Raw genomic sequence first — 22,724 nt, forward strand, 5'->3', positions numbered from 1 at the left:
CCGCAGCGCCGGGCTCGCGCCGATGGCATAAAAAAGGGGCTCCGAAGAGCCCCTTTGTGCTGTGCGCCTGCGGCGCCGCGGGTCACTTGAACTGGTAGTTCGCGCTGACGTACCAGAAGCGGCCGCGCGGGTCGACGAAGGAGCCGGCGTAGCCGGTCACGTGCGAGCCGTAGCTGGACACGGCCGTGAACGGCGGGTCCTGGTCCAGCAGGTTGCGTGCACCCACGCGCAGCGCCAGCGAGGGCATGGGCTTCCAGCCGACACCCAGGTTCCAGCGGCTGCTGTCCTTGACCTTGTGCTCGACGGACGGACCCACGTTGGCTTCCACCAGGCCGGCCGATTCGGTCCAGCCCTTCACGAACACGTTCTCCAGCGACACGTTCCAGTTGCCCAGGCTCCAGTCGAAGCCCAGCGTGTGCTGCCACTTGGGCACCGGCTGGATGCTGGCGCCGTCGCCGGCCGTGCCCTCGTAGGAGACGAACGGCGTGCCCTTGCCGTTCTGCTGCTTCCACTTGTTGATGTAGCTGCCAGCAAAGCTGGCGCCCAGGCGGCCCATGCTGCCCAGCGGCCAGCTGGCCTTCACGTCGACGTCAAGGCCGTTGGTCTTCAGGTCGCCGAGGTTCTCGACCGGCGTCTCGATGAAGCTGACGAAGCTGTTGGGCGCCGGCTGGCGGTGGATGCGCGTGTTGTAGCGCTGGTACAGCGTCGGGTCGGCCATGATGGCGTCGCCGCCGATGACGCCGATCTGGTCCTTCTTCTGGATGTGCCAATAGTCCAGCGCGATGGACAGGTCACGCACCGGCTCGAACACCACGCCGAACGAGTACTGGCGCGACTTCTCGGGCTTGAGCGCGGGGTCGCTGGACAGGCGCACGTTGAACTGCGTCTCGCAGCGCGGGTCACCGGCGTGACCGGCCGGGCAGTCCGGGTCGACCAGCGAGTTGGCCGTGTTCGTGAACGCCGTGGGGCTGTTGACGTCCCACAGCGTCGGCGCGCGGAAGCCCGTGCCGACGCTGCCGCGCAGCAGCACCTGCTTGCTGGGCTGGAAGCGCAGCGTCAGGCCCGGGTTGAAGGTGTTGCCGAAATCGCTGTAGTGGTCATAGCGCGCCTTGACGGTGGCCTCCCAGCCCTGGGCGAAGGGCATGGACAGCTCGCTGAACAGCGCATAGATCGTGCGCGACGCCGTCGTGTTGGGCACCGTGCCCTCGCCGCCGATGTGCAGGCCCAGCTCGTAGTCGGGGTTGACGGCGCGATCGTTGGCCTTTTCCTTGCGCAGGTCGGTGCCCACGGCCAGGATCATCGGCCCACCGGCCATGGACATCAGCTCCTTGCTGGCATGCGCGTCGAACGCATAGGTCGTGCTCTTGGAGCGGCGCATCGGGCCTTCCATGCGCGCGCGGTTCAGCGCGGCCAGGCCGGCGGCGTCCTGCGGGCCGAAGGGGTTGATGACGCCCGAGGCCAGCTCGGTGATGAAGCGGCCCTCGTGCAGGTAGTTGAAGTAGTCCAGCGCGCCCTTGGCCTGCGACAGCGTGAAGCCGGCGTCGTAGTCCCAGCCCGCGAAGACACCGGTGGCGCCGGCGACGAAGCGGGTCTGCTCGCTGGTGGTCTCGTTGGTGCGCAGGCCCACGGGCACCGAGCGCATCGCGATCTCGGTGAAGCCGCCGCCCAGCGTGTCGAACTGCGCGGGCGTGTAGCCCAGGCTGGTCAGCAGCGCCGCCGGGAAGAACTTGCTGGAGATCGGGAAGGCGAAGGATGGGTAGGTGCCGTCGGGCTTCACGTGGCCCGCGGTCGAGTCGATGGGCACCGGCGCCACGCGGCCGATGGAGTGGTTGCGCGCGTAGCTGGCTTCGAAGAACAGCTGCGAGTCGCCGCCCATGTCCACCGTCAGGCGGCCGAAGGCGTCGGCCTTGGTCGAGTCGGGCAGATTCTCCTGCACGGCCGGGTAGATGAAGCGGCAGCGCTTGATGGGCGTGCCGTTGGGCGTGGTCGCGGCCAGCGTCTGGATGGTGTTGTAGTTGGGGTCGCAGGGGCTGAATTCCGAGCCTGCGTTGGCGTAGGCGCCCGGGGTGATGTTGAAGTCCACCAGGCGGCCGGGGAAGGAGCGGCCCGAGGTCGGGGGATCGGAGCCGGGGATCTCGTCGATGCCGCGCAGGTACCACTTCTGCTCCAGCGCCGCGAGCTTGGTCTGCTTCTTGACGTTGCCGGTCAGCAGCAGGTTGTAGCCATCGGTCTTCAGGCCGCCCATGCCGAAGGCGATGGACGCGCCGGTTTCCTTGCCGCCGATGTTCTTCTCGGTGTCGCCGTACTTGAGCGTGATCTCGCCCTTGTCGTAGTCCTTGCGCGTGATGAAGTTGATGACGCCGCCGACGGCATCGGTGCCGTACACGGCAGAGGCGCCGTCACGCAGCACCTCGATGCGGTCGATGGCCGCGAACGGGATGCTGTTCAGGTCCACCGACGAATTGCCGCCGATGGAGCCGAAGGCGAAGTTGGCCATGCGCCGGCCGTTCAGCAGCACCAGCGTCGAGTTGGGGCCCAGGCCGCGCAGGTTGGCGAAGCTCTGCGCGTAACCGGCGCCCTGCGTGGTGTCGGACTGCAGGCCCGTGTTGGCGCCCACGCGGCGCAGGATGTCCTCGATGTTGGTGGCGCCGGACTTCAGGATCTGGTCGCGCGTGATGACGCTGACGGGCAACGCCGTCTCGGACTCGACGCGCTTGATCGACGAGCCGGTGATGGTGATGCGCTCGAGCTGCTGACCGGGCTGGGCTTGCGCCCAGGCCGAGCCGGCAATGCCGGCGGCCAGCAAGGCCAGCGCCAGGCGGGTATGGCGATGTTGCATGGAAGTTCCTCTGATCGTTGGGGCTGCCGTCCAGGGTCGCCCCGACCCTCGCCGCGGCGCGGCTAGCTCGCAGCCCACATGCAAAGAAGTGTTGAGCGTCATTTCACGACCCCTCCCCTGCGGAAAGTCAGGCTGTGGCGCGCCCGCAGCACCAAGAACTAGGGGCTGACTTCCCGCACGGGGGCGCGCCGCCCCGCGAGCCTCAGGCTCGCGCGTACTTGGCCAAGGCCTGCAGCAGCGCGGCCAGGCTGATGGGCTTGGTCAGGTGGGCGTCGCAGCCGGCCGCGAGCGACTGCTGCACGTCGGTGTCGAAGGCATTGGCCGTCAGCGCGACGATGGGCACGCGCGGCCGGCCCTTGGCGATTTCGGTCGCCTCGATGGCGCGCCACTGCCGCGTGGCCGCCAGGCCGTCGACAACGGGCATCAGCATGTCCATCAGCACCAGGTCGAAGTCGCCTGCGCGCAGCGCGGCGAACGCTTCCGCGCCGTCGTGCACGCGCGTGATGCGGTGCCCCAGCGGCGCCAGCATGCCCTCGATGACCAGCACGTTGACGTCGTTGTCCTCGGCCAGCAGCAGCGACAGCGAGCGGCTGGGCGCGATGCGTTCGCCGCGCGGCTCGGCCCCGTCGGCGTGGGGCGGCTGCGCGTCGGGCAGGTCCAGCACGACGTCGAAGCGGCTGCCCTCGCCGGGGCGGCTTTGCACGCTGACATCGCCGCCCATCAGCCGCGCCAGGCTGCGCGTGATGGACAGCCCCAGGCCCGTGCCGCCGAACTCGCGCGCGATGCTGGCATCGGCCTGTTCGAAGGGCTGGAAGATGCGCTCCAGCCGTTCCGGCGCGATGCCGATGCCGGTGTCCTGCACGCTGATGCGCAGCGGCCCGTCGGCCTGGCGCGACAACTCCACGGTGACGCCGCCGACCTTGGTGAACTTGATCGCGTTGCCGACCAGGTTGGTGACGATCTGCGCCACGCGCTGCGCATCGCCACGCACCCAGCCGGTGGCCTCGGTGCGCGCAAACACGCGCAGCCACAGGTCCTGGCTCTGCGCGCGCTCGCGCAGCAGTTCCAGCTGCAGTTCGACCAGGTCGACGAGGTTGAAGGGGTGGGCCGCCAGCTCCAGCCGGCCGCTCTCGATGCGGGCGTTGTCCAGCAGGTCGTTGATGAGCGCGAACACCTGCCGGCCGGCATGGCCCAGCACCTCGACGTAATGGGCCTGCTCGGGCCGCAGCGGCGAGCGGGCCAGGATGTCGGAGAAGCCCAGCACCGCGTTCATCGGCGTGCGCATCTCGTGGCTGACCTGGGCCAGCAGCTCAGTCTTGGCGCGGCTGCGCGCATCGGCCAGTTCGCGCTCGCGGGTCAGCTCGCGTTCGCGCTCGCGGGCACGGCGCTCGTGCTCGATGGCGGTCGTCAGCAGCGCCAGCACCAGCAGGTACAGGGCCGGCGCCGGCGTGGGCAACAGGCCGGCATGCACGGCGGCCCAACTGGTGGCCACCAGGGCCGCCATGGCCAGCCCGGCGGCGAGCGCCTGCCGGCGCAGCAGCAGCGGCAGCGCGCCCAGCGCCAGCAGCAGCGCGTTCAGCGCCCAGACGGCGGGCCCACGCTCCTGCAGCAGCGGCACGGGCGCGCCGCCCAGCGCCTCGAAGATGGCCGCGTTCAGCGCCGTGCCCGACAAGCGGCCCTGCGGCGTCATGACCTCGTCGGCAAAGAAGGCGCTGCTGCCGACGAAGACGCTGCGGCCGGCCAGCTGGCGGGCCAGCTCAGCGTCGTCGACCTCGCCCAGCGCCGCGCGCATCAGCCGCTGCCAGGGCAGTTGCGGCAGGTCACCGCCGTTCAGCGGCAGGCGCAGCCGCAGCCGGCCCTGAGCGTCCACCGGCCAGCGGCGGTCACCGGCGACCAGCTCGCCCTCCTGCAGCCGCCAGCCGGGCACGCCGTCAGCCCGCAGCCGCGCGGCCAGCGCCAGGCTGGGCAGGCTGCGGCCCTGCACGCGATGCAGCAACGGCTGCTGGCGCAGCAGGCCGTCGCCATCCAGCGTGACCGAGATCAGGCCCAGGCTGCCGGGCGCCGTCAGCGCGTCCAGCAGCGGGTCGGCGGGCGCCGTCAGCGCGCCCCAGTCCAGCCCCGGCGCGCTGGCCACGCCCAGGCGCTGCAGCGCGCGCTGTTCGGCCGCGCTGGCCGGTGCCAGCTCGACGCCCGTGCGCTGCTGCGGCGCCAGGCCCGCCGCGGCGAGCACGGTGGGCGGGCCTTTCGCCAGTGCCGCCGCGAGGCGCGCGTCACCGTCGCGCGGGCCGGCGAAGACGATGTCGATGACGACCAGCCGGGCGCCGGCCTGGCGCAGGTAGTCCAGCATCAGCGCATAGACCTCGCGCGAATACGGCCACTCGCCCAGCGGTTCGCGCAGCGCGCGCAGCGAGGCGTCGTCCACGTCGACGATGACGCTGCCCGCGGGTGCAGCCGGCCGCGGCGCCGCGGCGCGCACGAGCAGGTCGCCCAGCGCGTTGTCCACGCGCGGCTGCACACCGGCCAGGCCCAGCATGGCCCACAGCGCCAGCGCACCAGGCAGGGCAAGCCAGGGCCAACGCATCAGGCGCGCATCACAGCAATGGCACCACCAGCAGCGGCAGCAGCCAGATCCAGCGCGGGTAGGGCTGCTCGATCATCTGCGTCTGTCCCCAAGGGCTGGCCGCGCCGGCCGCGTTGAAGGCCCGCGCACGCAAGAAGTACTTGCCGGGCGACGGTTTGGGCAGCGCCAGCTCGGCCTTGTCGGTGGCGAAGCGCTGCACGTCGGGGCCTTCGAACGCCTCGTTCTTCGCCCATTCCAGTTCGTAGCGCGCGATGCCCGGGTCGGCGCGCCAGCGCAGCGTGAGCTGGTCCCCGTTGACCTCGGGCACGGCCGCCGGCGGCGCGGGCGGCGGCGGCTTGATCTCAAAGGTCTGCGGGTCGCCGAACGGGCCGGCGCGGCCGCTGGCCTCGACGGCGGCAATGCGCCAGTGGTAGGCGCCGTCCGGCAACTTCGCGTCGAAACCGGCCGCGTCGATCGGCGGCGGCTGCAGGGCCAGGTCCTTGAAGCCGGCATCGCGCGCGATCTGCAGGCGCACGTTGGGCGCGGCCGTGTTGCGCGTCCAGGCCAGCGCGATGCCCCCCTTGTAGCTGACGGCGCCCGGCGCCGGCGCCTGGACGAAGGGCGGCTCGGGGCGGGCCTGCAGCGTCACATCGGCATCGGCCGCCGCGCCCTCCTGGCCCCGTGCGTCGATGGCGCGCACACGCAGCGTGTAGACGCCGTCGGCCAGCTCGCGCGCCTCGGGCCAGGACGCCACCGGCTCCGCCACGTGGGCGTCCAGCAGCAGGCGGTCGAAGTCGCCGCGCGCATACAGCTGCGCGCGCCAGGTGGCGGCGCCGGTCGGGCCGCCCGTCCAGGCCAGGCGCAGCGGCAGGCGCTCCGCGACGGGCACGAGGCCGCCCAGGTCGGGCGCCGGCAGCAAGGGGCTGACGCTGCGCGCCCCACCTTGCGCGAGCAGGGCCTGGCCTTTGGCGACATCGGTCTTCAGCCCATCGGCCGCCACGGCGCCGGACAGCACCTGCATGCGTGTCGCATCGGCCTCCATCTGCACGCGGAACTCGGTGCCGCGCACGCCCAGGTTCACATGCGGCGTGCGCACGTCGTACAGCGGCACGCGTTGCGCGTTGGGCGCCACGCGGCTGTCCGCGCCGCCCTGCGCGACACCGATGCGCACGGCCGGCAGCGCGCCGCGCCCCAGCACCAGCAGTTGTTCGAGCGCGATCTCGCTGTCAGGCGGCACCAGCAGCCGTGAGCCATCGGCAAAGCGCAGGCTGGCGCTGGACTGAGCACCGGTCTTGATGCGGTCGCCGCTTTGCAGCGTGGCGCCGGCGGCCAACGGCTCGGTGGCGCTGACGCGCTGGCGCGTCACCTGGCCACGCGCAAACACCGCTTCGGCGACGCTGGCTTCGCGCCGCAGCCAGGCAACAGGCATGCGCAGCGTCGCGCCGGGCTTCAGGCGCAGCGGGTCGGGCACGCGGTTGAGCTTCTGCAGGTCGCGCCAGGTTCTGGGCGGCGCCAGCCAGGCATCGGTCAGCGTGATCAGCGTGTCACCCAGCTGGATGCGGTAGCGCCAATCGGCGTCGGCCGACTCGGTTTGCGCATGCGCCCAGCCTCCCAGCATCAGCAGGCCCATGGCCAGCCAGACTTTCAGTGCTTTCATCGAAGCCTCCTACCCCTGCGGGAGGGTGCATCCTAGTCATACTGGGCCGGTGTGGCACCACGAGGAGGACGTGCGATGTTCACGATCTCGGCCTTTACCGGCTGGCTGCGCCGGCATCGGCTGGCCTGCTTCGGCGTCATGGTGCTGAGCTTCATCACCTTCGGCCTGTTGACGCTGGACCTTGTGCGGCTGGTCAGCGCCAACGCGGCGCTGCTGTCGGAGCACGGCTGGCAAGCCCTGCAGGACGGCGGGTTGCGTCAGCTGCTGGAGCTGCTCGCGTCGACCGTGGCCGCGCTGCTGGCCTGGCTGCTGTTCAAGGTGTGCGAGACGGTGCTGGTGCAGTGGCTCACTCGCTAGCCCTCAGGCCTGCGCGAGCGCGTCCTGCAACTGCCCGCGCAACCGGCGCAGCCGCTGCAGCTCCTGGTCGGGCGCCTGCAGCGCCGGCCACAGCAGCGCGACCAGATCGCGCGCACTGGCTTCCACGTCCAGTTGCCGGCCGGTGATGACGACCTCCCACAGCATGTGCTCCATGGGCCCGAACACCAGCGAGCGCAGCAGCCGCAGCGGGATGTCCTGGCGCACCTCGCCAGCAGCCTGGCCGCGCGCCAGCAAGTCCATCAGCGGCGCCGTGTAGCGGCGCTGCAGCTCGACAAAGCCTTCGCCCAAGTCCTGCCCCTTGGTCCTGCCTTCCGAGAGGACCAGCGCGCACAGCCCCGTGCCCTGGATCAGGAACAGCCGCAGATGCGTCAGCACGACGAATTCCAGCTGCTCGCGCACCGACGCCTGGCGCGGCAGGCCGGCTTCGATGGCGGCGATGATCTCGTCGTACCAGTCCTGGATCACGCGCATGCACAGCTCGCGCTTGCCGCGGAAGTAGGTGAACACGGTGGCCTCGGAGATGGCCAGGCGCTGCGCGATCTCGGTCGTCGTCGCGCGCTCGTAGCCGCGCTCGGCGAACACCTCGCGGCCCACGCGCAGGATGTCGCGCACGCGCTGCTCGGCCTTGGGGCCGGCGGGCGATCTGCGCTGGGGCGTGGCGGCGACGGTGGCTGGGTTCATCGTTGGGAGCGCATTCTGCGCAATTCTTGAGTAACACTCAAGTCGCCATTGCATCCGTGTTCACCCTGCATTATTCTGGCGCCCCTCACACGGCTCACGAGGCCGTCAAACGATCAAGTTGAGCCTTGCTTAAGCAGGGCTCGCGGGAGACTCCATGCCGGTCCTGAACACGCAGCTCAACCCCCGCTCGGCCGACTTCAAGGCCAATGCGGACGCGATGCGCGGCCTCATCGACGACCTGAACGCCAAGCTCGCCAAGATCGCCCAGGGCGGCGGCGATGCCGCACGCGCCAAGCACACGGCGCGCGGCAAGCTGCTGCCGCGCGACCGGGTCGAGATGCTGCTGGACCCGGGCACGCCCTTCCTGGAACTGGCCCCGCTGGCGGGCCTGAACCTGTACGACAACGCGGCGCCCGGTGGCGGCGTGGTGGCCGGCATCGGCCGCGTGTCGGGCGTGGAGTGCGTCATCGTCTGCAACGACGCCACCGTGAAGGGCGGCACCTACTACCCCATCACCGTCAAGAAGCACCTGCGCGCGCAGGAGATCGCCCAGCAGAACCGCCTGCCCTGCATCTACCTCGTCGACAGCGGCGGCGCCAACCTGCCCAACCAGGACGAGGTCTTCCCCGACCGCGACCATTTCGGCCGCATCTTCTTCAACCAGGCCAACCTGTCGGCCGAGGGCATCCCGCAGATCGCCGTCGTCATGGGCTCGTGCACGGCTGGCGGCGCCTACGTGCCGGCGATGAGCGACGAGACCATCATCGTCAAGAACCAGGGCACCATCTTCCTGGGCGGCCCGCCGCTGGTGAAGGCCGCCACCGGCGAGGTCGTCACGGCCGAGGACCTCGGCGGCGGCGATGTGCACACGCGCCTGTCCGGCGTGGCCGACCACCTGGCCAACAACGACACCCACGCGCTGGCCATCGCGCGGCAATCGGTCGCGAGGCTGAACTGGTCGAAGACCAATCCGCTGGCGATGCAGGCGCCCCAGCCCCCCGCGCACGACCCGGCCGAGCTGCACGGCGTCATCCCCACCGACACGCGCAAGCCCTTCGACATCCGCGAGATCATTGCCCGCATCGTCGACGGCTCGGAGTTCGACGAGTTCAAGGCCCGCTACGGCGCCACGCTGGTCTGCGGCTTCGCCCACATCGAGGGCATGCCGGTAGGCATCGTCGCCAACAACGGCATCCTGTTCGCCGAGAGCGCCAACAAGGGCGCCCACTTCATCGAGCTGTGCTGCCAGCGCAAGATCCCGCTGGTGTTCCTGCAGAACATCACCGGCTTCATGGTCGGCCGCAAGTACGAGAACGACGGCATCGCCCGCGCCGGCGCCAAGATGGTGACGGCGGTTGCCTGCGCCCAGGTGCCCAAGTTCACCGTCATCATTGGCGGCAGCTTTGGCGCCGGCAACTACGGCATGTGCGGCCGCGCCTACAGCCCCCGCTTCCTGTGGATGTGGCCCAACGCGCGCATCTCGGTGATGGGCGGCGAGCAGGCGGCCAGCGTGCTGTCCACCATCCGCCGCGACGCCATCGAAGCCAAGGGCGGCGCCTGGAGCGCCGACGAGGAAGAAGCCTTCAAGGCGCCGCTGCGCCAGCAGTACGAGGACCAGGGCCACCCGTATTACGCGTCGGCGCGGTTGTGGGACGACGGCGTCATCGATCCCGCCGACACGCGCCGCGTGCTGGCGCTGGGGTTGTCGGCTTCGCTGAACGCGCCCATCCCCGACACGAAGTTCGGCGTGTTCCGGATGTGATGGGGATGCGCGCGCTCGTGTTCCCGTTGGCAGCGCTGCTCTGCGGCGCGGCGCATGCCAAGCTGGTCGAACAGCAGTTCGACCAGCCGGTGCGTGTGACCAATGCCTGGGGCAAGGTGGTCGATCAGCCCATGCGCGTGACGGTGTTCTTCGATGACGAAACGCCCGCGCCGCGCCCCGTTCTGCTGCTGAACCACGGCCGCGCCGTCGATGCCGCAGCTCGCGCCGCGATGGGCCGGGCGCGCTTCGGCGATGCGTCTCGCTGGTTCGCGGAGCGCGGCTTCCTGGTGGCCGTGCCTACGCGCGTCGGCTACGGCGTCAGCGGGGGTGACGACGTCGAGGATGCCGGCGACTGCAACCGCAAGAATTACCCGGCTGTCTACCGCGCCGCGGCCGACGAGAACCAGCAACTGCTGGACGGGCTGCGCGAGCGCGACGACGTGCGCAAGGACCGCACCGTATTCCTGGGACAGTCCTTCGGCGGTGCCACTGCGGTGGCGTTCGCTGCGCTGAAGCCGGCCGGCGTCGTCGCCTCCATCAACTTCGCCGGCGGTGGCGGCGGCAATCCCAAGGACTCGCCCGAGCGCCCCTGTGGCGCACCGCTCCTGAAGCGCTTGTTCGCCGGCTACGGCGAGACCGCCCGCTTGCCCATGCTGTGGGTCTACACCGAGAACGACCGCTATTTCGGCCCGCAGCTGCCACGCGACTGGTTCCAGGCCTTCCGAGACGCAGGCGGCAGCGCCGAGTTCAAGCAGCTCCCGCCGCACGGCGACGACGGCCACCAGCTGTTCGCGAAATTCCCGCAGGCCTGGCAGCCCGTCGTGGCCGACTTCCTGCGCCGCCAGGGCTTCACTGCCGTCACCGACTGAGCATGCAAGACATCACCATCCGCCCACTGGCCGCCACGGACTGCCTGCGCACGCTGACCGAACTGCTGCACGCCGCCTATGCCAGCCTCGCCGCGCAGGGCTGGAACTTCACCGCGGTGGACCAAAGCGTGGACGTGACGCGCGACCGCCTGGCCGGTGCGCAAGGCTTTGTCGCCGAGGCCGCCGGCCGATTGGTCGGCACCATCGCCGTGCGCGGCCCCAAGCCGCCCGACGAGACCTACATCGCCGACCCGCCGCCACCGCTGTACACGACCCCTGGCACGGCCATCCTGTCGCAGCTTGGCGTACACCCCGACTGGCGCGGCCAGCGCCTGGCCGAACGCCTCATCGACGCCGCCGAGACCTGGGCCGCGGCGCAAGGCCTGCAACAGATCGCGCTGGACACGGCCGAGCCCGCCACCGCGCTGCGCACGCGCTACGCCCGCCGCGGCTATGCAGAGGTCGGCGTCGTGCAATGGCAGGGCAAGACCTACCGCTCCGTGCTGATGTGCAAGCCGCTGCACGCCCTGCAACCCACGCCCGCCCTGCCATGAGCACCTGCCTGACCGTCACGACCCAGGGCTATGTCGCCCGCGTTACGCTGAACCGCCCCGAGGTCCGCAACGCGTTCAACGAGGTGCTGATCGCCGAGCTGGCGGCCACGTTCACCACGCTGGGCCAGGACCCATCGCTGCGTGCCATCGTCCTCGCCGCCGAGGGCAAGGCCTTCTGCGCCGGCGCAGACCTGAACTGGATGAAGGCCATGGCCGGCTACTCGTGGGAGGAGAACCATGCCGACGCCACCCGGCTGGCCGACATGCTGTGGGCCCTCTACAGCTGCCCAGTGCCGGTCATCGCCCGCGTGCAGGGCGACGTCTACGCCGGTGGCGTGGGCCTGGTCGCCTGCGCGGACATCGTCGTCGCGGTGGACGCAGCTGGCTTTTGCCTCAGCGAAGCTAAGCTGGGCCTGCTGCCGGCCACCATCGGCCCCTACGTCGTCAAGGCGCTGGGGGAACAGGCGTCGCGGCGCTACTTCGTGACGGCGGAGCGGTTCTCCGCCGCCGAGGCCAAGGCGCTGGGCCTGGTGCACGAGGTCACCGCCGCCGAGGCGCTGGACGCCAAGGTCGACGAACTCGTGGCCGCCATCACCGCCAACGGCCCCGCCGCGGTGCGCGCCTGCAAACGGCTCGTCAAGGATGTGGCCAGCCGCGAGGTCACGCCGGCGCTGCGCGACGACACGGCGCGGCGCATCGCCGACATCCGCGCCAGCGCCGAGGGCCGCGAAGGTGTGCAGAGCTTCCTGGCCAAGACCAAGCCCTCCTGGCTGGCGGGCTGACATCGGCGGCATCGCGCATGGCCATCCTGAACTACTCCTTCTCGCTGACGTCGCCGGCGCCGCCGACGCCGCCGACATCGGCCAAGCACGAGTACAACTACTCGGAGTTCCAGCTCGAGCTGGCAGCCGCCTGGCGCCAGATCCCGACGCAGGAAGAGGACACGCTGACCTTCATGTCGGATGCCGGCGGCACGGCCCTCATCATCTCGGCGGACTTCTACGAGATCGCGGACGACAAGGCGCAAGCCGTGGCGGAGCAATGCATCAGCAGCCGTATCAACGCGCATCGCTCGGCAAGCCAGGCGCCGCTGCATGTGCTGCAGCAAAGCATCAAGCCGCACTCGTCGGGCGTGGGGCTGGAGATGGCCTACGCGGCCGAGGCTGAGGGCGAGCACGTCTATCTCTATCTCGGCTACGTGACGTCGCGCAAGGTCTTGAACTTCTCGATGGTCTGCCCGCTTGGCCGGCGCGAGGCCGTGGCCCTCTTCAATGAGACGGTGCCGGGCTTCCGGCCCCGCCTGCCCTGACAGCCGCAACGCCGATCGTCGCCATGCCCCAGCTCGACACCGCCCACCTGCTCGCCCTGGCCGCCGCCCTGGGCTGGGCCAGCGGGTTGCGGCTGTACCTGACGGTGCTGCTGGTCGGCATCGCCGGGCACTGGGGCTGGATCGCGCTGCCGCCCGGGTTGCAGGTGTTGGCCTCGCCGCTGGTGATGACCTGCGCCGCAGCTCTGGCCTTCATCGAGTTCCTGGCCGACAAGATCCCGCTGGTCGACAGTGCCTGGGACGCGCTGCACACGCTGATCCGCATCCCCGCCGGCGCGGCGCTGGTGGCTGGCCTGCTCAGCGGCTGGGCAGGCGGCCATGGTGAAGCCTGGACGGTCGTCGCCGCACTGGCGGGTGGCGGCCTGGCAGCCACGGCGCATGCGGCCAAGGCCAGCACGCGTGCCGCGGCCAACACCTCGCCCGAGCCGTTCTCCAACATCGGTCTGTCGCTGATGGGCGACGTGGCCGTGCCGACCATGCTGTGGCTGGCCTGGGCACACCCCTTGGTCTTCTTCCCGCTGCTGGCGATCTCGCTAGCGGTCATGGCCACGCTGATCTGGTTCTGCTTCAAGTTCCTGCGCGCGCTGCTCAAGCGCGTGCGCCGTCCGTCTCCCGCATGACTTCCTCCACCGATCTCGCCGCCCGCAGCCGCGCTGCCGTCTGGCACCCCTGCACGCAGATGGCCCGCCTGGCCGACGTGCCGCCGCTGCCCATCGCGCGCGGCGACGGCCCCTGGCTGTTCGGCACCGACGGCCGCCGCTACTTCGACGCCAACTCGTCGTGGTGGGTCAACCTGTTCGGCCACAGCGACAAGCCGCTGCACGACGCGATCAAGGCCCAGCTCGACACCCTGCCCCACGTGATGCTGGCCGGCTGCACGCACGAGCCGGCGGTGCGCCTGGCCGAGCGGCTGTCCGCCCGCACCGGCGGTGCGCTGGGCCACACCTTCTTCGGCAGCGACGGCGCCAGCGCCGTCGAGATCGCGCTGAAGCAGAGTTTTCATTCGTTCAAGAACCGCGGCCGGCCGGAGAAGCGCGAATTCGTCTGCCTGAAGAACAGCTATCACGGCGAGACGCTGGGGGCGCTCAGCGTGACGGACGTGCAGGTCTTCCGCGACGCCTACGACCCGCTGCTGATGCGCGCCCACATCGTCGCGTCGCCGGACTCGCGCTTGGGCAACGAGGCCGAAGCGCTGGCCGCGATGCGCGCGCTGCTGGCCGAGCGCCACGACCATATCGCTGCCGTCATCGTCGAGCCGCTGATCCAGGGCGCGGCCGGCATGGTCATGTACGCGCCGAGCTACCTGAAGGGCCTGCGCGAGCTGACGCGCGAATTCGGCGTGCACCTGATCGCCGACGAGATCGCGGTGGGCTGCGGGCGCACGGGCAGCTTCTTCGCGTGGGAACAGACGGGCGCGGACTGGCCGGACTTCATCCTGCTGAGCAAAGGCATCACCGGCGGCACGCTGCCGCTGTCGCTGGTGCTGACGACCGACGATGTCTTCGCCGCCTTCTGGAGCGAGGACGTCACGCGCGGCTTCCTGCACTCGCATTCCTACACCGGCAACCCGCTGGCTTGCGCCGCGGCCAATGCGGTGCTGGACCGCTTCGATGCCGGCCAGCTCGACGACAACCGCGCGCAGGCCGAGCGGCTGACGCGCGCCTTCGCGCCGTTGGCCTCACGCGTGGCGCATCTTCGCCAACGCGGCATGATCCTGGCTTTCGATGTGCCGGAAGCCCCACCACGCTTCGCAGAGCGCTTTCACCTCGCGGCGCGCGCACACGAACTGCTGATCCGGCCGATCGGATCGACCGTCTACCTGATGCCCCCTTACCTGATCGACGACGCGACCGCGGCCTTCCTGGCTGACGCCGTGTCGAAGACGCTGAACGATGTCCTTGCTTGATCACCTGAGCGCCAAGCTCTCGGCCCTCGCAGCGCAGAGCCTGACGCGCACGCTGCGCACCGCTGGCAACGGCACCGCGCCGCGCCAACGCATCAACGGCCGTGAGCTGCTGATGTTCTGCGCCAACGACTACCTGGGCCTGGCCGCCGAGCCGGCAATAGCCGACGCACTGGCCGAAGGCGCGCGGCTGTGGGGCGGCGGCTCGGGCGCATCGCCGCTGGTCAGCGGCCACAGCGCCGCGCACGAGGCCGTCACCGACACGCTGGCGCGCTGGTACGCGCCGCACATCCCGCAGGCCCGCGCCATCGGCTTCTGCACCGGCTACATGGCCAATCTGGCGGTCGTCACGGCACTGGGCGACGAGCACACCGAGATCTTCTCGGAACAGCTCAACCACGCGTCGCTGATCGACGCGGCGCGACTGGCAAAAGCCAAAGTCACACGCTACGGCCATGCCGATGTGACCGGCTTGCGGGCGCTGCTGGCCGCCAGCACGGCCAAGGTCAAGCTCATCGTCACCGACGCCGTGTTCAGCATGGACGGCGACCTCGCACCGCTGCCCGAGCTGCTGGCGCTGGCCGAAGCCTTCGACGCCTGGCTCATCGTCGACGACGCCCACGGCTTCGGCGTGCTGGGCGAGCGCGGCCGCGGCTCGCTGGAACATTTCAGCCTGCACAGCGAGCGCCTCATCCTCGTCGGCACGCTGGGCAAGGCCGCCGGCCTGGCGGGTGCGTTCGTCGCGGCCCACGCGACCATCGTCGACTACCTGCTGCAGGCGGCCCGCAACTTCATCTTCTCGACCGCCTCGCCGCCGGCCGTGGAGCATGCGCTGCTGACCAGCTTCGCGCTGATCGAAGGCCCGCTCGGTGCGGCGCGCCGCGCCCGCCTCGTCGCGCTGCAGGCCCGGTTGCGCGACGGCCTCATGGGCCTCATCGACCACCACCCGCGCCTGGGCTGGTCGCTGACCGACTCGGCCACGCCCATCCAGCCACTGATCGTCGGCGGCAACGCCGAGGTCATGGCGCTGGCCGCCGCGCTGGAAGCCACCGGCCTGCGCGTGCCCGGCATCCGCCCGCCGACCGTCGCGGCCGGCACGGCGCGGCTGCGCATCACGCTGTGCGGCACACACACCGAAGCCGACGTCGACTCGCTGCTGGCCGCGCTCGAACGCGCCGCCGCCGCACAGGAGCAGGCCGCGTGAACGGTTTCTTCATCACCGGCACCGACACCGAGATCGGCAAGACCTTCGTCACCGCCGCGCTGACCCGCGCGCTGTCGGCCAAGGGCCTGCGCGTCGCGGCGATCAAGTCGCTGGCGGCGGGTCAGGAATTCGTCGACGGCCGCTGGGTCAACGAGGACGTGGCCACGCTGCTCGCCGCGCAGAATCTCGGCCTGACCGACACCGAGGTCGGCCCGCTGCAATTGCGCGAGCCCTGCGCGCCGCACATCGCCGCCCGCCTCGAAGGCCGCACCATCGACCGCGACGCGCTGCTGGCCGCCATCCGCAGCACCGCATCAAAAGCCGACATCGCCCTCGTCGAAGGCGTGGGTGGCTTCCGCGTGCCGCTCACCGACACCTGGGACACGGCCGACCTCGCCGTGGACCTGGGCCTGCCCGTCATCCTCGTCGTGGGGCTGCGCCTGGGCTGCATCAACCACGCGCTGCTGACGGCCGAAGCCATTCGCGCCCGCGGGCTGACGCTGGCCGCGTGGGTCGCGAACACCGTGGACCCGCACCAACCCCACGTCGCCGACAATCTGGCCTCTCTCCAGGCCGGCCTGAAGGCGCCCTGCCTCGGCCACCTGCCGCGACTTTCCGACCCGCTGGCCGCACCAGCCTGTCTAGCCATTTCACCCTTGGTCTCCGCATGAACCAGATCCAGACCCTCACCCCGACCACCGACGCCGACCGCCGCCAGGCCAAGCCCTGGACCGTGAGCGAGATCGCGGCACTGTTCGAGCTGCCATTCAACGATCTGCTGTTCCGCGCGCAGCAGGTGCACCGCGAGCACTTCGACGCCAACGCGGTGCAGCTGTCCACGCTGCTGTCCATCAAGACCGGCGGCTGCGAAGAGGACTGCGCCTACTGCCCGCAGTCGGCCCACTTCGACACGGGCCTGAAGGCCGAGAAGCTGATCCCGCTGCAGGAGGTCATGGAAGCCGCCCGTGCCGCCAAGCTCAACGGCGCGACGCGCTTCTGCATGGGCGCCGCCTGGCGCAGCCCCAAGCCCCGCCACCTGGAGGCCATCGGCGAAATGATTGCCGAGGTCAAGGCGCTGGGCCTGGAGACTTGCCTGACCGCCGGCATGCTGGAAGACGGCCAGGCCGAGCAGCTGAAGAGTGCCGGCCTGGACTACTACAACCACAACCTGGACACCGCGCCCGAGTTCTACGGCCAGATCATCACGACGCGCACCTACCAGGACCGCCTGGACACGCTGGAGCGCGTGCGCCAGCAAGGCCTGAAGGTCTGCAGCGGTGGCATCGTCGGCATGGGCGAGACGCGCCGCCAGCGCGCCGGCCTGATCGCGCAGCTCGCCAACCTCGACACCTACCCCGAGAGCGTGCCCATCAACAACCTCGTGCAGGTTGAAGGCACGCCGCTGGCGGGCACCGCGCCGCTGGACCCGCTGGAGTTCATCCGCACCATCGCCGTCGCCCGCATCACGATGCCGCGCGCCATGGTGCGCCTGTCCGCCGGCCGCGAGCAGATGCCCGAGACCATGCAGGCGCTTTGCTTCCTGGCCGGCGCCAACTCCATGTTCTACGGCGACAAGCTGCTGACCACCAGCAACCCGCAGGCCGAGAAGGACCGCGCGCTGCTGGAGCGGCTGGGCATGCGCTGCTCGACGGAATCGGGCCTGGCGTCGGACGCCGCGGCCAAGGTCGAACTCTGCACGCACTGACATGAAGTACGCCCTGCTGTTGATCGCCGTGTTCGCGCTGTCCGGCTGCGCCTTCGTCTACGACCAGGTGCAGGACATCGCACAGGCCAACTGCGCCAACCTCAGCAACGCCCAGGACCAGCGCGCCTGCGAAAAACGCAACGCGCCCGCCTATGACGACTACGAGGCGCGCCGCAAACGCCTGCAGCAAGGCGACAAGTCGGGCTGACGCTCGGCCGCCTGCCCTCATCAGCGCCAGCGACCCTGGCCCCGCCTGAACAACCGTGTAGAAGGTTCACGAGACCGGAGACAAGAAGAGATGTTCAAGAAGATCCTGATCGCCAACCGTGGCGAGATTGCCTGCCGGGTGGCTGCGACCGCGCGCCGCCTGGGCATCCAGACCGTGGCCGTCTACTCCGACGCCGACTGCGACGCGCAGCACGTGCAAGCGTGTGACGAGGCCGTGCACATCGGCGGCCCGGCGCCGCGCGACTCCTACCTGCAGTGGCAGCGCATCCTCGAAGCCGCCAAGGCCACGGGCGCGCAAGCGGTCCACCCCGGCTATGGCTTCCTCAGCGAGAACGAAGCGTTCGCACAGGCCTGTGCCGACGCCGGCCTCGTCTTCATCGGCCCACCGCCCAGCGCCATCCTCGCGATGGGCCTGAAGGCCGAGTCCAAGCGACTGATGGAAGCGGCGAACGTCCCGCTGGTGCCGGGCTATCACGGCGCCGACCAGGACCCCGCACTGCTCAAGCGCGAGGCCGGCCGCATCGGCTACCCCGTGCTCATCAAGGCCAGCGCCGGTGGCGGCGGCAAGGGCATGCGGGCGGTCTACAGCGCCGACGAGTTCGACGCGGCGCTGGCCTCGTGCAAGCGCGAGGCCATCAACAGCTTCGGCGACGACGCGGTGCTGATCGAGCGCTATGTGCAGAAGCCCCGCCACATCGAGATCCAGGTGTTCGGCGACTCGCACGGCGACTGCGTCTACCTGTTCGAGCGCGACTGCTCCGTGCAGCGCCGCCACCAGAAGGTGCTGGAAGAAGCGCCCGCGCCGGGCATGACGCCCGAGCGCCGCGCGCAGATGGGCGAGGCGGCCGTGGCCGCGGCCAAGGCCGTGGGCTATGTGGGCGCCGGCACGGTGGAGTTCATCGCCGAGCAGGACGGCCGCTTCTATTTCATGGAGATGAACACGCGGCTGCAGGTCGAGCACCCGGTGACGGAAGCCATCACCGGCCAGGACCTGGTGGAGTGGCAGCTGCGCGTCGCCTCGGGCGAGCCGCTGCCGCTGAAGCAAGCCGAGCTGCGCATGCACGGCCACGCCATCGAGGCGCGCATCTGCGCCGAGAACCCGGACGGTGGCTTCCTGCCCGCCACCGGCACGCTGGACGTGGCGCGCTGGCCCGAGCACGTGGCCTTCCAACGCGGCAACGTGCGCATCGACGCCGGTGTGCGCGAGGGCGATGCGATCAGCCCCTACTACGACTCCATGGTCGCCAAGCTCATCGTCTGGGGCGAGGACCGCGCCCAGGCGCTGGCGCGGCTGGACCTGGCGCTGCGCGACACGCACATCGTCGGCCTGCAGACCAACGTCGCCTTCCTGCGGCGCTGTGCGGCCACCCACTCGTTCGCGAACGCGGACCTGGACACCGGCCTCATCGAACGCGAGCGCGCCGTGCTGTTCGACCAGCCCGGCCTGCCGCTGAACGTGGCGGCCGCGGGCGTCGTCGCGCACACGCTGGCCATCGAGGCCGGCAAGCAGAGCACCGACCCCTGGAGTGCCCGTGACGGCTGGCGGATGTTCGGCTCGGCGGCTCGCCGCTTCGACCTGGAGCTCGGCGGCACGCATCACGAGGTGCTGCTGTCCCGCCACCACCGCGGCGGCATGACGCTGACGGTGGAAGGCGAAGCCATCGACTTCGCCCTGCAGTCCAGCGATGCCGAGACGCACGAGCTCTTCCTGGGCACCCAGCGCGTGCGCGTGAAGACCTACGCCCAGGGCGAACGCGTCGCCGTGTTCGCCCCGGCCGGCTCGGCCGTGCTGACCGAGGTCGACGTCATTGCCCACGCGGGCGATTCGCCCAGCGAAGGCGGCCGCCTGACCGCGCCCATGCCCGGCAAGCTGATCGCCTTCCTGGCCCAGGCCGGCGACACCGTCACCAAGGGCCAGCCGCTGGCCGTCATGGAGGCGATGAAGATGGAGCACACCATCAGCGCGCCGCGCGACGGCACCGTGGCGGAGCTGCTGTTTGCCGTCGGCGATCAGGTGGGCGATGGCGCCGAACTGCTGAAGCTGGAGGCCTGAACCATGGCCCTGCCATCGTCCGTCAAGATCCTCGACGTGGGCCCGCGCGACGGGCTGCAGAACGAGAAGGAGAACGTCTCCACGGAGCACAAGGCGCAGCTCGTCGCCATGCTGCAGGACGCGGGCCTCAAAGAGATTGAGGTCACCAGCTTCGTCAGCCCGAAGTGGGTGCCGCAGATGGGCGACAACGCGGCAGTCATGGCCGCCATTGCGCGCAAGCCGGGCGTGCGCTACTCGGTACTGGTGCCCAACCTGAAGGGGCTGGAGCCGGCGCTCGCGTCAAAGCCCGACGAGATCCTCGTCTTCACGGCAGCCAGCGAAGCCTTCACGCAGAAGAACATCAACTGCTCCATCGCCGAGAGCCTGGAGCGGTTCGCGCCGGTGATTCAAGGCGCGCATGCCGCGGGCGTGAAGGTGCGCGCGGCGCTGTCCTGCTCATTGGGCTGCCCCTACGAGGGCGACATCACGGCCGACCAGGTCGAGGCGGTCGTGAAGCCGCTGCGCGCGCTGGGCGTGGACGCCATCGACATTGCCGACACCATCGGTGTGGGCACGCCGCGCAAGGTGCAGGCGGCCATGGAGCGGGCGCTGAAGCACTTCCCGCTCGCGGAGGTGTCGGGGCATTTCCATGACACCTATGGCCAGGCGCTGACCAACATCTACGCCGGCCTGGAGCTGGGCCTGCTCAGCTTCCACGCCAGCGTGGCCGGCCTGGGCGGCTGCCCCTACGCCAAGGGTGCGACGGGCAATGTGGCGACCGAGGATGTGATCTTCATGCTCGACGGTCTGGGCATTGAAACCGGCGTCGACCTCGACAAGCTGGTGGATGCCGGCGCCTTCATCTCCGGCGTGCTGGGCCGCCCGCCGGTGTCGCGCGTGGCGCGCGCCGTGCTGGCCAAGCGGGCGGGCTGAGGGCGGGTGACGGACAGCCGCTTTGCAGCGGTTGTGGGCTTTCGCGGCAAGTCGCTGGACTCACAGGAGCGAGCGATGTGCTCGACCGACAGGAGCCTTGTGCGCCTGGCTTGGTGGTACCTGTTGCGCAAGGCAACAGCAGCGTCGACAGCTGGCGCCGCCCTTGATAATCAAGCTGCCCCGCTTGTTCGAGATGCCCGCCTTCATCATGGATAAATTCTTGCTGCAACAGCAGGTGCTGGAACGGCTCACCGAAGACCTGCGGCAAGCCGAAGAGGCAGCGCGGGTGGCGCATGAAACGGCGACTCACGAAGAAAACATCGCCGAAAACAAGTACGACACATTGGGTCTCGAAGCCGCCTACTTGGCCACCGGCCAAGCTCGTCGCGCCGAAGCCATCCGCCAGGCGATCGCCAATTGGCGCCAATTCCGCCCACGCGCCTACGACGCGAGCATAGGCATACAGATCGGCGCGCTGGTCTGCCTGGTCGACGCCGACGACAAGCAGCAACAGCTCTTTCTCGGTCCGGACGGCGGCAGCATGAAGTTGGTCAGCGGCGCTGAGCTCGTTCAGGTCATCAGCAGCCAGGCCCCGTTGGGGCGGGCCATGCTGGGCAAACGCGAGGGTGATGAGGTGTCGATACAGGTCGCTCCGATCCGACAGCAGTTTGAGGTGCTGCGGGTGCATTGAGCCGCAAGCCAGTACACGCCGGATTGACTGGATCGCGCAGCTGCACAGACCTTGCCCATGCACGCATCGACCCTGACACCGCAGGCACCACTCACCACCCCAGCGCCACAGTCGCCGCGGCTCTACACCTTTCGCCGCTGCCCCTACGCCATGCGCGCAAGGATGGCGCTGCTGCAGGCCGGGCGGGCCTTCGAGGCGGTGGAGGTCAGCTTGCGCGACAAGCCAGCAAGCTTGCTGGCGCTATCGCCCAAGGCGACGGTGCCCGTGCTGCAGTTGCCCGATGGCAGCGTGATTGAGGAGAGTTGGGACATCATGCGCTGGGCACTGGCTGCGCACGATGCGCAGGGCTGGTGGGCACGGGCGCAGTCGCCTGCGAACCTTGACCTCGTGCACCGAAATGACGGCGACTTCAAGCATCACCTGGACCGCTGGAAGTACCCCCAGCGCCACGCCAGTGAGACCCTCACGCCAGACGCACACCGCGACAAGGCCGTGGAGGTGCTTCTGCGACCGCTAGAGGCACGGCTGCACAGCGCGCCGTGCTTGGGCGGCGCCACGCCATGCGCCACCGACTTGGCGGTGTTGCCCTTCGTCCGCCAGTTCGCCTCGGTGCAGCCGGGGTGGTTCGCAACGCTGGACTTGCCATCGGTACGCTCCTGGCTGAACGGCTGGCTCGTCAGCCCGCTGTTCGTTGCGTGCATGTACAAGTTACCCGCGGAAGGTGCGATTCGCTTTCCGCCGCTCTAGCGCTGGCGTGGCTGTCGATCAAATCTCGATCTGGAGGCCAAGGGCCGGTCAGAGGTGAAGCGGTCGACCGCCCGTACGGAGCGAGTGGCAGGTTTCAGAGGCCGCCGACCTTCGTCTTCAAAGGCTGACCGTCACGAGCCAGCCCGAGCCGCCATTCTTTTCCCGCGATAGGGAGCACAAATCAACCGTCAGCCGCGCAGCTCCCACAGCACGTTGACGATGCGCCAGCGGCCCTCGACCTGGGCCAGGTGCATGTAGTCGATCCAGGCCTCGGCATCGACGCGCACGCTGGCCGTGCGGCCGAAGATGTCGAGGATCTTCACGTCGGCCCGCTTGCCCGCCTCGGGCTTGCCAGCACGCGCCCGCGTGTGCTGCACGAGCGCCATCGCGCCCATGTTCTGCAACTCGCCGCGGCCGTCCGGCAGGCGCTTGACGATGCGCTTGGCCAGCTCGGGGTGCAGCGAGCGCTCCATGCGCGCCGCATCGCCGCCGTACCAGCCCTCGATGTAGTCGCGCGCGCAAGCCTCGATGGCCGCGGCCTCGGGCTCGGCCGCAACCGCGGTGGTGGCAGCGGCCAGCGCGGCGCTGCCCATGAAGATTCGTCGTTGCATGGTGGCTCCGGTCCTGTGGAACGGCGCGCAGCATCGCAGCAAG

Annotated in this window: 21 protein-coding genes; 16 read left to right on the forward strand and 5 right to left on the reverse strand. The window is 69.9% G+C overall.

Features of this window, described 5'->3' with window-relative positions; translation table 11 throughout:
- Window positions 1–82: 82 nt before the first annotated feature.
- The 3 genes from AC1D29_RS22085 to AC1D29_RS22095 form a co-directional block, all read right to left on the reverse strand.
- A complete protein-coding gene (locus AC1D29_RS22085) occupies window positions 83–2,839 on the reverse strand; it encodes a TonB-dependent receptor plug domain-containing protein (protein WP_477901453.1) in 2,757 nt (918 codons plus the stop codon).
- Between the two features lie 202 nt (window positions 2,840–3,041).
- Window positions 3,042–5,420, reverse strand: a complete 2,379-nt coding sequence (locus tag AC1D29_RS22090; protein WP_477901455.1) for a hybrid sensor histidine kinase/response regulator — start codon at window positions 5,418–5,420, stop codon at window positions 3,042–3,044.
- Between the two features lie 10 nt (window positions 5,421–5,430).
- Window positions 5,431–7,056: a FecR family protein gene (locus tag AC1D29_RS22095; RefSeq protein WP_477901457.1), complete on the reverse strand. Its 1,626-nt coding sequence runs from the start codon at window positions 7,054–7,056 to the stop codon at window positions 5,431–5,433.
- A 75-nt stretch (window positions 7,057–7,131) separates the two neighbouring features.
- Between AC1D29_RS22095 and AC1D29_RS22100 the strand changes: the two genes are divergently transcribed.
- A complete protein-coding gene (locus AC1D29_RS22100; RefSeq protein ID WP_477901459.1) occupies window positions 7,132–7,413 on the forward strand; it encodes a hypothetical protein in 282 nt (93 codons plus the stop codon).
- Between the two features lie 3 nt (window positions 7,414–7,416).
- On the opposite strand, the gene AC1D29_RS22105 is transcribed toward AC1D29_RS22100, so the two are convergent.
- Window positions 7,417–8,115: a TetR/AcrR family transcriptional regulator gene (locus AC1D29_RS22105; protein WP_477901461.1), complete on the reverse strand. Its 699-nt coding sequence runs from the start codon at window positions 8,113–8,115 to the stop codon at window positions 7,417–7,419.
- A gap of 154 nt (window positions 8,116–8,269) precedes the next feature.
- Here AC1D29_RS22105 and AC1D29_RS22110 point away from each other — a divergent pair, with 154 nt between their 5' ends.
- The 15 genes from AC1D29_RS22110 (at window position 8,270) to AC1D29_RS22180 (ending at window position 22,070) form a co-directional block, all read left to right on the forward strand.
- Complete coding sequence (locus tag AC1D29_RS22110) at window positions 8,270–9,877, forward strand: carboxyl transferase domain-containing protein (RefSeq protein WP_477901463.1); 1,608 nt, start codon at window positions 8,270–8,272, stop codon at window positions 9,875–9,877.
- 5 nt (window positions 9,878–9,882) lie between these two features.
- Window positions 9,883–10,746: an alpha/beta hydrolase family protein gene (locus AC1D29_RS22115; RefSeq protein WP_477901465.1), complete on the forward strand. Its 864-nt coding sequence runs from the start codon at window positions 9,883–9,885 to the stop codon at window positions 10,744–10,746.
- A 2-nt stretch (window positions 10,747–10,748) separates the two neighbouring features.
- Window positions 10,749–11,300, forward strand: a complete 552-nt coding sequence (locus AC1D29_RS22120) for a GNAT family N-acetyltransferase (protein ID WP_477901467.1) — start codon at window positions 10,749–10,751, stop codon at window positions 11,298–11,300.
- A complete protein-coding gene (locus AC1D29_RS22125; protein WP_477901469.1) occupies window positions 11,297–12,082 on the forward strand; it encodes an enoyl-CoA hydratase/isomerase family protein in 786 nt (261 codons plus the stop codon). Before AC1D29_RS22120 ends, AC1D29_RS22125 begins: the two co-directional genes overlap by 4 nt.
- 17 nt (window positions 12,083–12,099) lie before the next feature.
- Complete coding sequence (locus AC1D29_RS22130) at window positions 12,100–12,609, forward strand: hypothetical protein (RefSeq protein ID WP_477901471.1); 510 nt, start codon at window positions 12,100–12,102, stop codon at window positions 12,607–12,609.
- A gap of 23 nt (window positions 12,610–12,632) precedes the next feature.
- Complete coding sequence (locus AC1D29_RS22135) at window positions 12,633–13,247, forward strand: DUF4126 domain-containing protein (RefSeq protein ID WP_477901473.1); 615 nt, start codon at window positions 12,633–12,635, stop codon at window positions 13,245–13,247.
- Window positions 13,244–14,533, forward strand: a complete 1,290-nt coding sequence (bioA, locus tag AC1D29_RS22140) for an adenosylmethionine--8-amino-7-oxononanoate transaminase (protein WP_477901475.1) — start codon at window positions 13,244–13,246, stop codon at window positions 14,531–14,533. Before AC1D29_RS22135 ends, bioA begins: the two co-directional genes overlap by 4 nt.
- Complete coding sequence (locus AC1D29_RS22145) at window positions 14,520–15,734, forward strand: 8-amino-7-oxononanoate synthase (RefSeq protein ID WP_477901477.1); 1,215 nt, start codon at window positions 14,520–14,522, stop codon at window positions 15,732–15,734. Before bioA ends, AC1D29_RS22145 begins: the two co-directional genes overlap by 14 nt.
- Window positions 15,731–16,405 carry a dethiobiotin synthase gene (bioD, locus tag AC1D29_RS22150; protein ID WP_477901479.1) on the forward strand — a complete coding sequence of 225 codons (675 nt, stop codon included), beginning with the start codon at window positions 15,731–15,733 and terminating at the stop codon, window positions 16,403–16,405. The genes AC1D29_RS22145 and bioD overlap by 4 nt, the downstream gene beginning before the upstream one ends.
- The gene (gene bioB, locus AC1D29_RS22155; protein ID WP_477901481.1) at window positions 16,402–17,439 is read left to right on the forward strand and encodes a biotin synthase BioB; all 1,038 of its coding nucleotides are present in this window, start codon (window positions 16,402–16,404) and stop codon (window positions 17,437–17,439) included. Before bioD ends, bioB begins: the two co-directional genes overlap by 4 nt.
- 1 nt (window position 17,440) lies before the next feature.
- Window positions 17,441–17,647 carry a hypothetical protein gene (locus AC1D29_RS22160; protein ID WP_477901483.1) on the forward strand — a complete coding sequence of 69 codons (207 nt, stop codon included), beginning with the start codon at window positions 17,441–17,443 and terminating at the stop codon, window positions 17,645–17,647.
- A gap of 90 nt (window positions 17,648–17,737) precedes the next feature.
- Window positions 17,738–19,720 carry an acetyl/propionyl/methylcrotonyl-CoA carboxylase subunit alpha gene (locus AC1D29_RS22165; RefSeq protein ID WP_477901485.1) on the forward strand — a complete coding sequence of 661 codons (1,983 nt, stop codon included), beginning with the start codon at window positions 17,738–17,740 and terminating at the stop codon, window positions 19,718–19,720.
- Between the two features lie 3 nt (window positions 19,721–19,723).
- The gene (locus tag AC1D29_RS22170; protein ID WP_477901487.1) at window positions 19,724–20,632 is read left to right on the forward strand and encodes a hydroxymethylglutaryl-CoA lyase; all 909 of its coding nucleotides are present in this window, start codon (window positions 19,724–19,726) and stop codon (window positions 20,630–20,632) included.
- Window positions 20,633–20,840: 208 nt separating this feature from the next.
- Window positions 20,841–21,323, forward strand: a complete 483-nt coding sequence (locus tag AC1D29_RS22175; RefSeq protein ID WP_477901706.1) for a GreA/GreB family elongation factor — start codon at window positions 20,841–20,843, stop codon at window positions 21,321–21,323.
- A 57-nt stretch (window positions 21,324–21,380) separates the two neighbouring features.
- Entirely contained in the window at window positions 21,381–22,070 is a 690-nt protein-coding gene (locus AC1D29_RS22180) for a glutathione S-transferase (RefSeq protein ID WP_477901489.1), read from the forward strand.
- A gap of 188 nt (window positions 22,071–22,258) precedes the next feature.
- On the opposite strand, the gene AC1D29_RS22185 is transcribed toward AC1D29_RS22180, so the two are convergent.
- The gene (locus AC1D29_RS22185; RefSeq protein ID WP_477901491.1) at window positions 22,259–22,681 is read right to left on the reverse strand and encodes a nuclear transport factor 2 family protein; all 423 of its coding nucleotides are present in this window, start codon (window positions 22,679–22,681) and stop codon (window positions 22,259–22,261) included.
- Window positions 22,682–22,724 lie beyond the last annotated feature (43 nt).

The organism is Roseateles sp. P1_C6 (assembly GCF_056406315.1).

Bases quoted from the DNA above. Each gene is read 5' to 3' on its own strand.
- AC1D29_RS22085 (WP_477901453.1), bottom strand. From the start codon at position 2,839: ATGCAACATCGCCATACCCGCCTGGCGCTGGCCTTGCTGGCCGCCGGC.
- AC1D29_RS22090 (WP_477901455.1), bottom strand. From the start codon at position 5,420: ATGCGTTGGCCCTGGCTTGCCCTGCCTGGTGCGCTGGCGCTGTGGGCC.
- AC1D29_RS22095 (WP_477901457.1), bottom strand. From the start codon at position 7,056: ATGAAAGCACTGAAAGTCTGGCTGGCCATGGGCCTGCTGATGCTGGGA.
- AC1D29_RS22100 (WP_477901459.1), top strand. From the start codon at position 7,132: ATGTTCACGATCTCGGCCTTTACCGGCTGGCTGCGCCGGCATCGGCTG.
- AC1D29_RS22105 (WP_477901461.1), bottom strand. From the start codon at position 8,115: ATGAACCCAGCCACCGTCGCCGCCACGCCCCAGCGCAGATCGCCCGCC.
- AC1D29_RS22110 (WP_477901463.1), top strand. From the start codon at position 8,270: ATGCCGGTCCTGAACACGCAGCTCAACCCCCGCTCGGCCGACTTCAAG.
- AC1D29_RS22115 (WP_477901465.1), top strand. From the start codon at position 9,883: ATGCGCGCGCTCGTGTTCCCGTTGGCAGCGCTGCTCTGCGGCGCGGCG.
- AC1D29_RS22120 (WP_477901467.1), top strand. From the start codon at position 10,749: ATGCAAGACATCACCATCCGCCCACTGGCCGCCACGGACTGCCTGCGC.
- AC1D29_RS22125 (WP_477901469.1), top strand. From the start codon at position 11,297: ATGAGCACCTGCCTGACCGTCACGACCCAGGGCTATGTCGCCCGCGTT.
- AC1D29_RS22130 (WP_477901471.1), top strand. From the start codon at position 12,100: ATGGCCATCCTGAACTACTCCTTCTCGCTGACGTCGCCGGCGCCGCCG.
- AC1D29_RS22135 (WP_477901473.1), top strand. From the start codon at position 12,633: ATGCCCCAGCTCGACACCGCCCACCTGCTCGCCCTGGCCGCCGCCCTG.
- bioA (WP_477901475.1), top strand. From the start codon at position 13,244: ATGACTTCCTCCACCGATCTCGCCGCCCGCAGCCGCGCTGCCGTCTGG.
- AC1D29_RS22145 (WP_477901477.1), top strand. From the start codon at position 14,520: ATGTCCTTGCTTGATCACCTGAGCGCCAAGCTCTCGGCCCTCGCAGCG.
- bioB (WP_477901481.1), top strand. From the start codon at position 16,402: ATGAACCAGATCCAGACCCTCACCCCGACCACCGACGCCGACCGCCGC.
- AC1D29_RS22160 (WP_477901483.1), top strand. From the start codon at position 17,441: ATGAAGTACGCCCTGCTGTTGATCGCCGTGTTCGCGCTGTCCGGCTGC.
- AC1D29_RS22165 (WP_477901485.1), top strand. From the start codon at position 17,738: ATGTTCAAGAAGATCCTGATCGCCAACCGTGGCGAGATTGCCTGCCGG.
- AC1D29_RS22170 (WP_477901487.1), top strand. From the start codon at position 19,724: ATGGCCCTGCCATCGTCCGTCAAGATCCTCGACGTGGGCCCGCGCGAC.
- AC1D29_RS22175 (WP_477901706.1), top strand. From the start codon at position 20,841: ATGGATAAATTCTTGCTGCAACAGCAGGTGCTGGAACGGCTCACCGAA.
- AC1D29_RS22180 (WP_477901489.1), top strand. From the start codon at position 21,381: ATGCACGCATCGACCCTGACACCGCAGGCACCACTCACCACCCCAGCG.
- AC1D29_RS22185 (WP_477901491.1), bottom strand. From the start codon at position 22,681: ATGCAACGACGAATCTTCATGGGCAGCGCCGCGCTGGCCGCTGCCACC.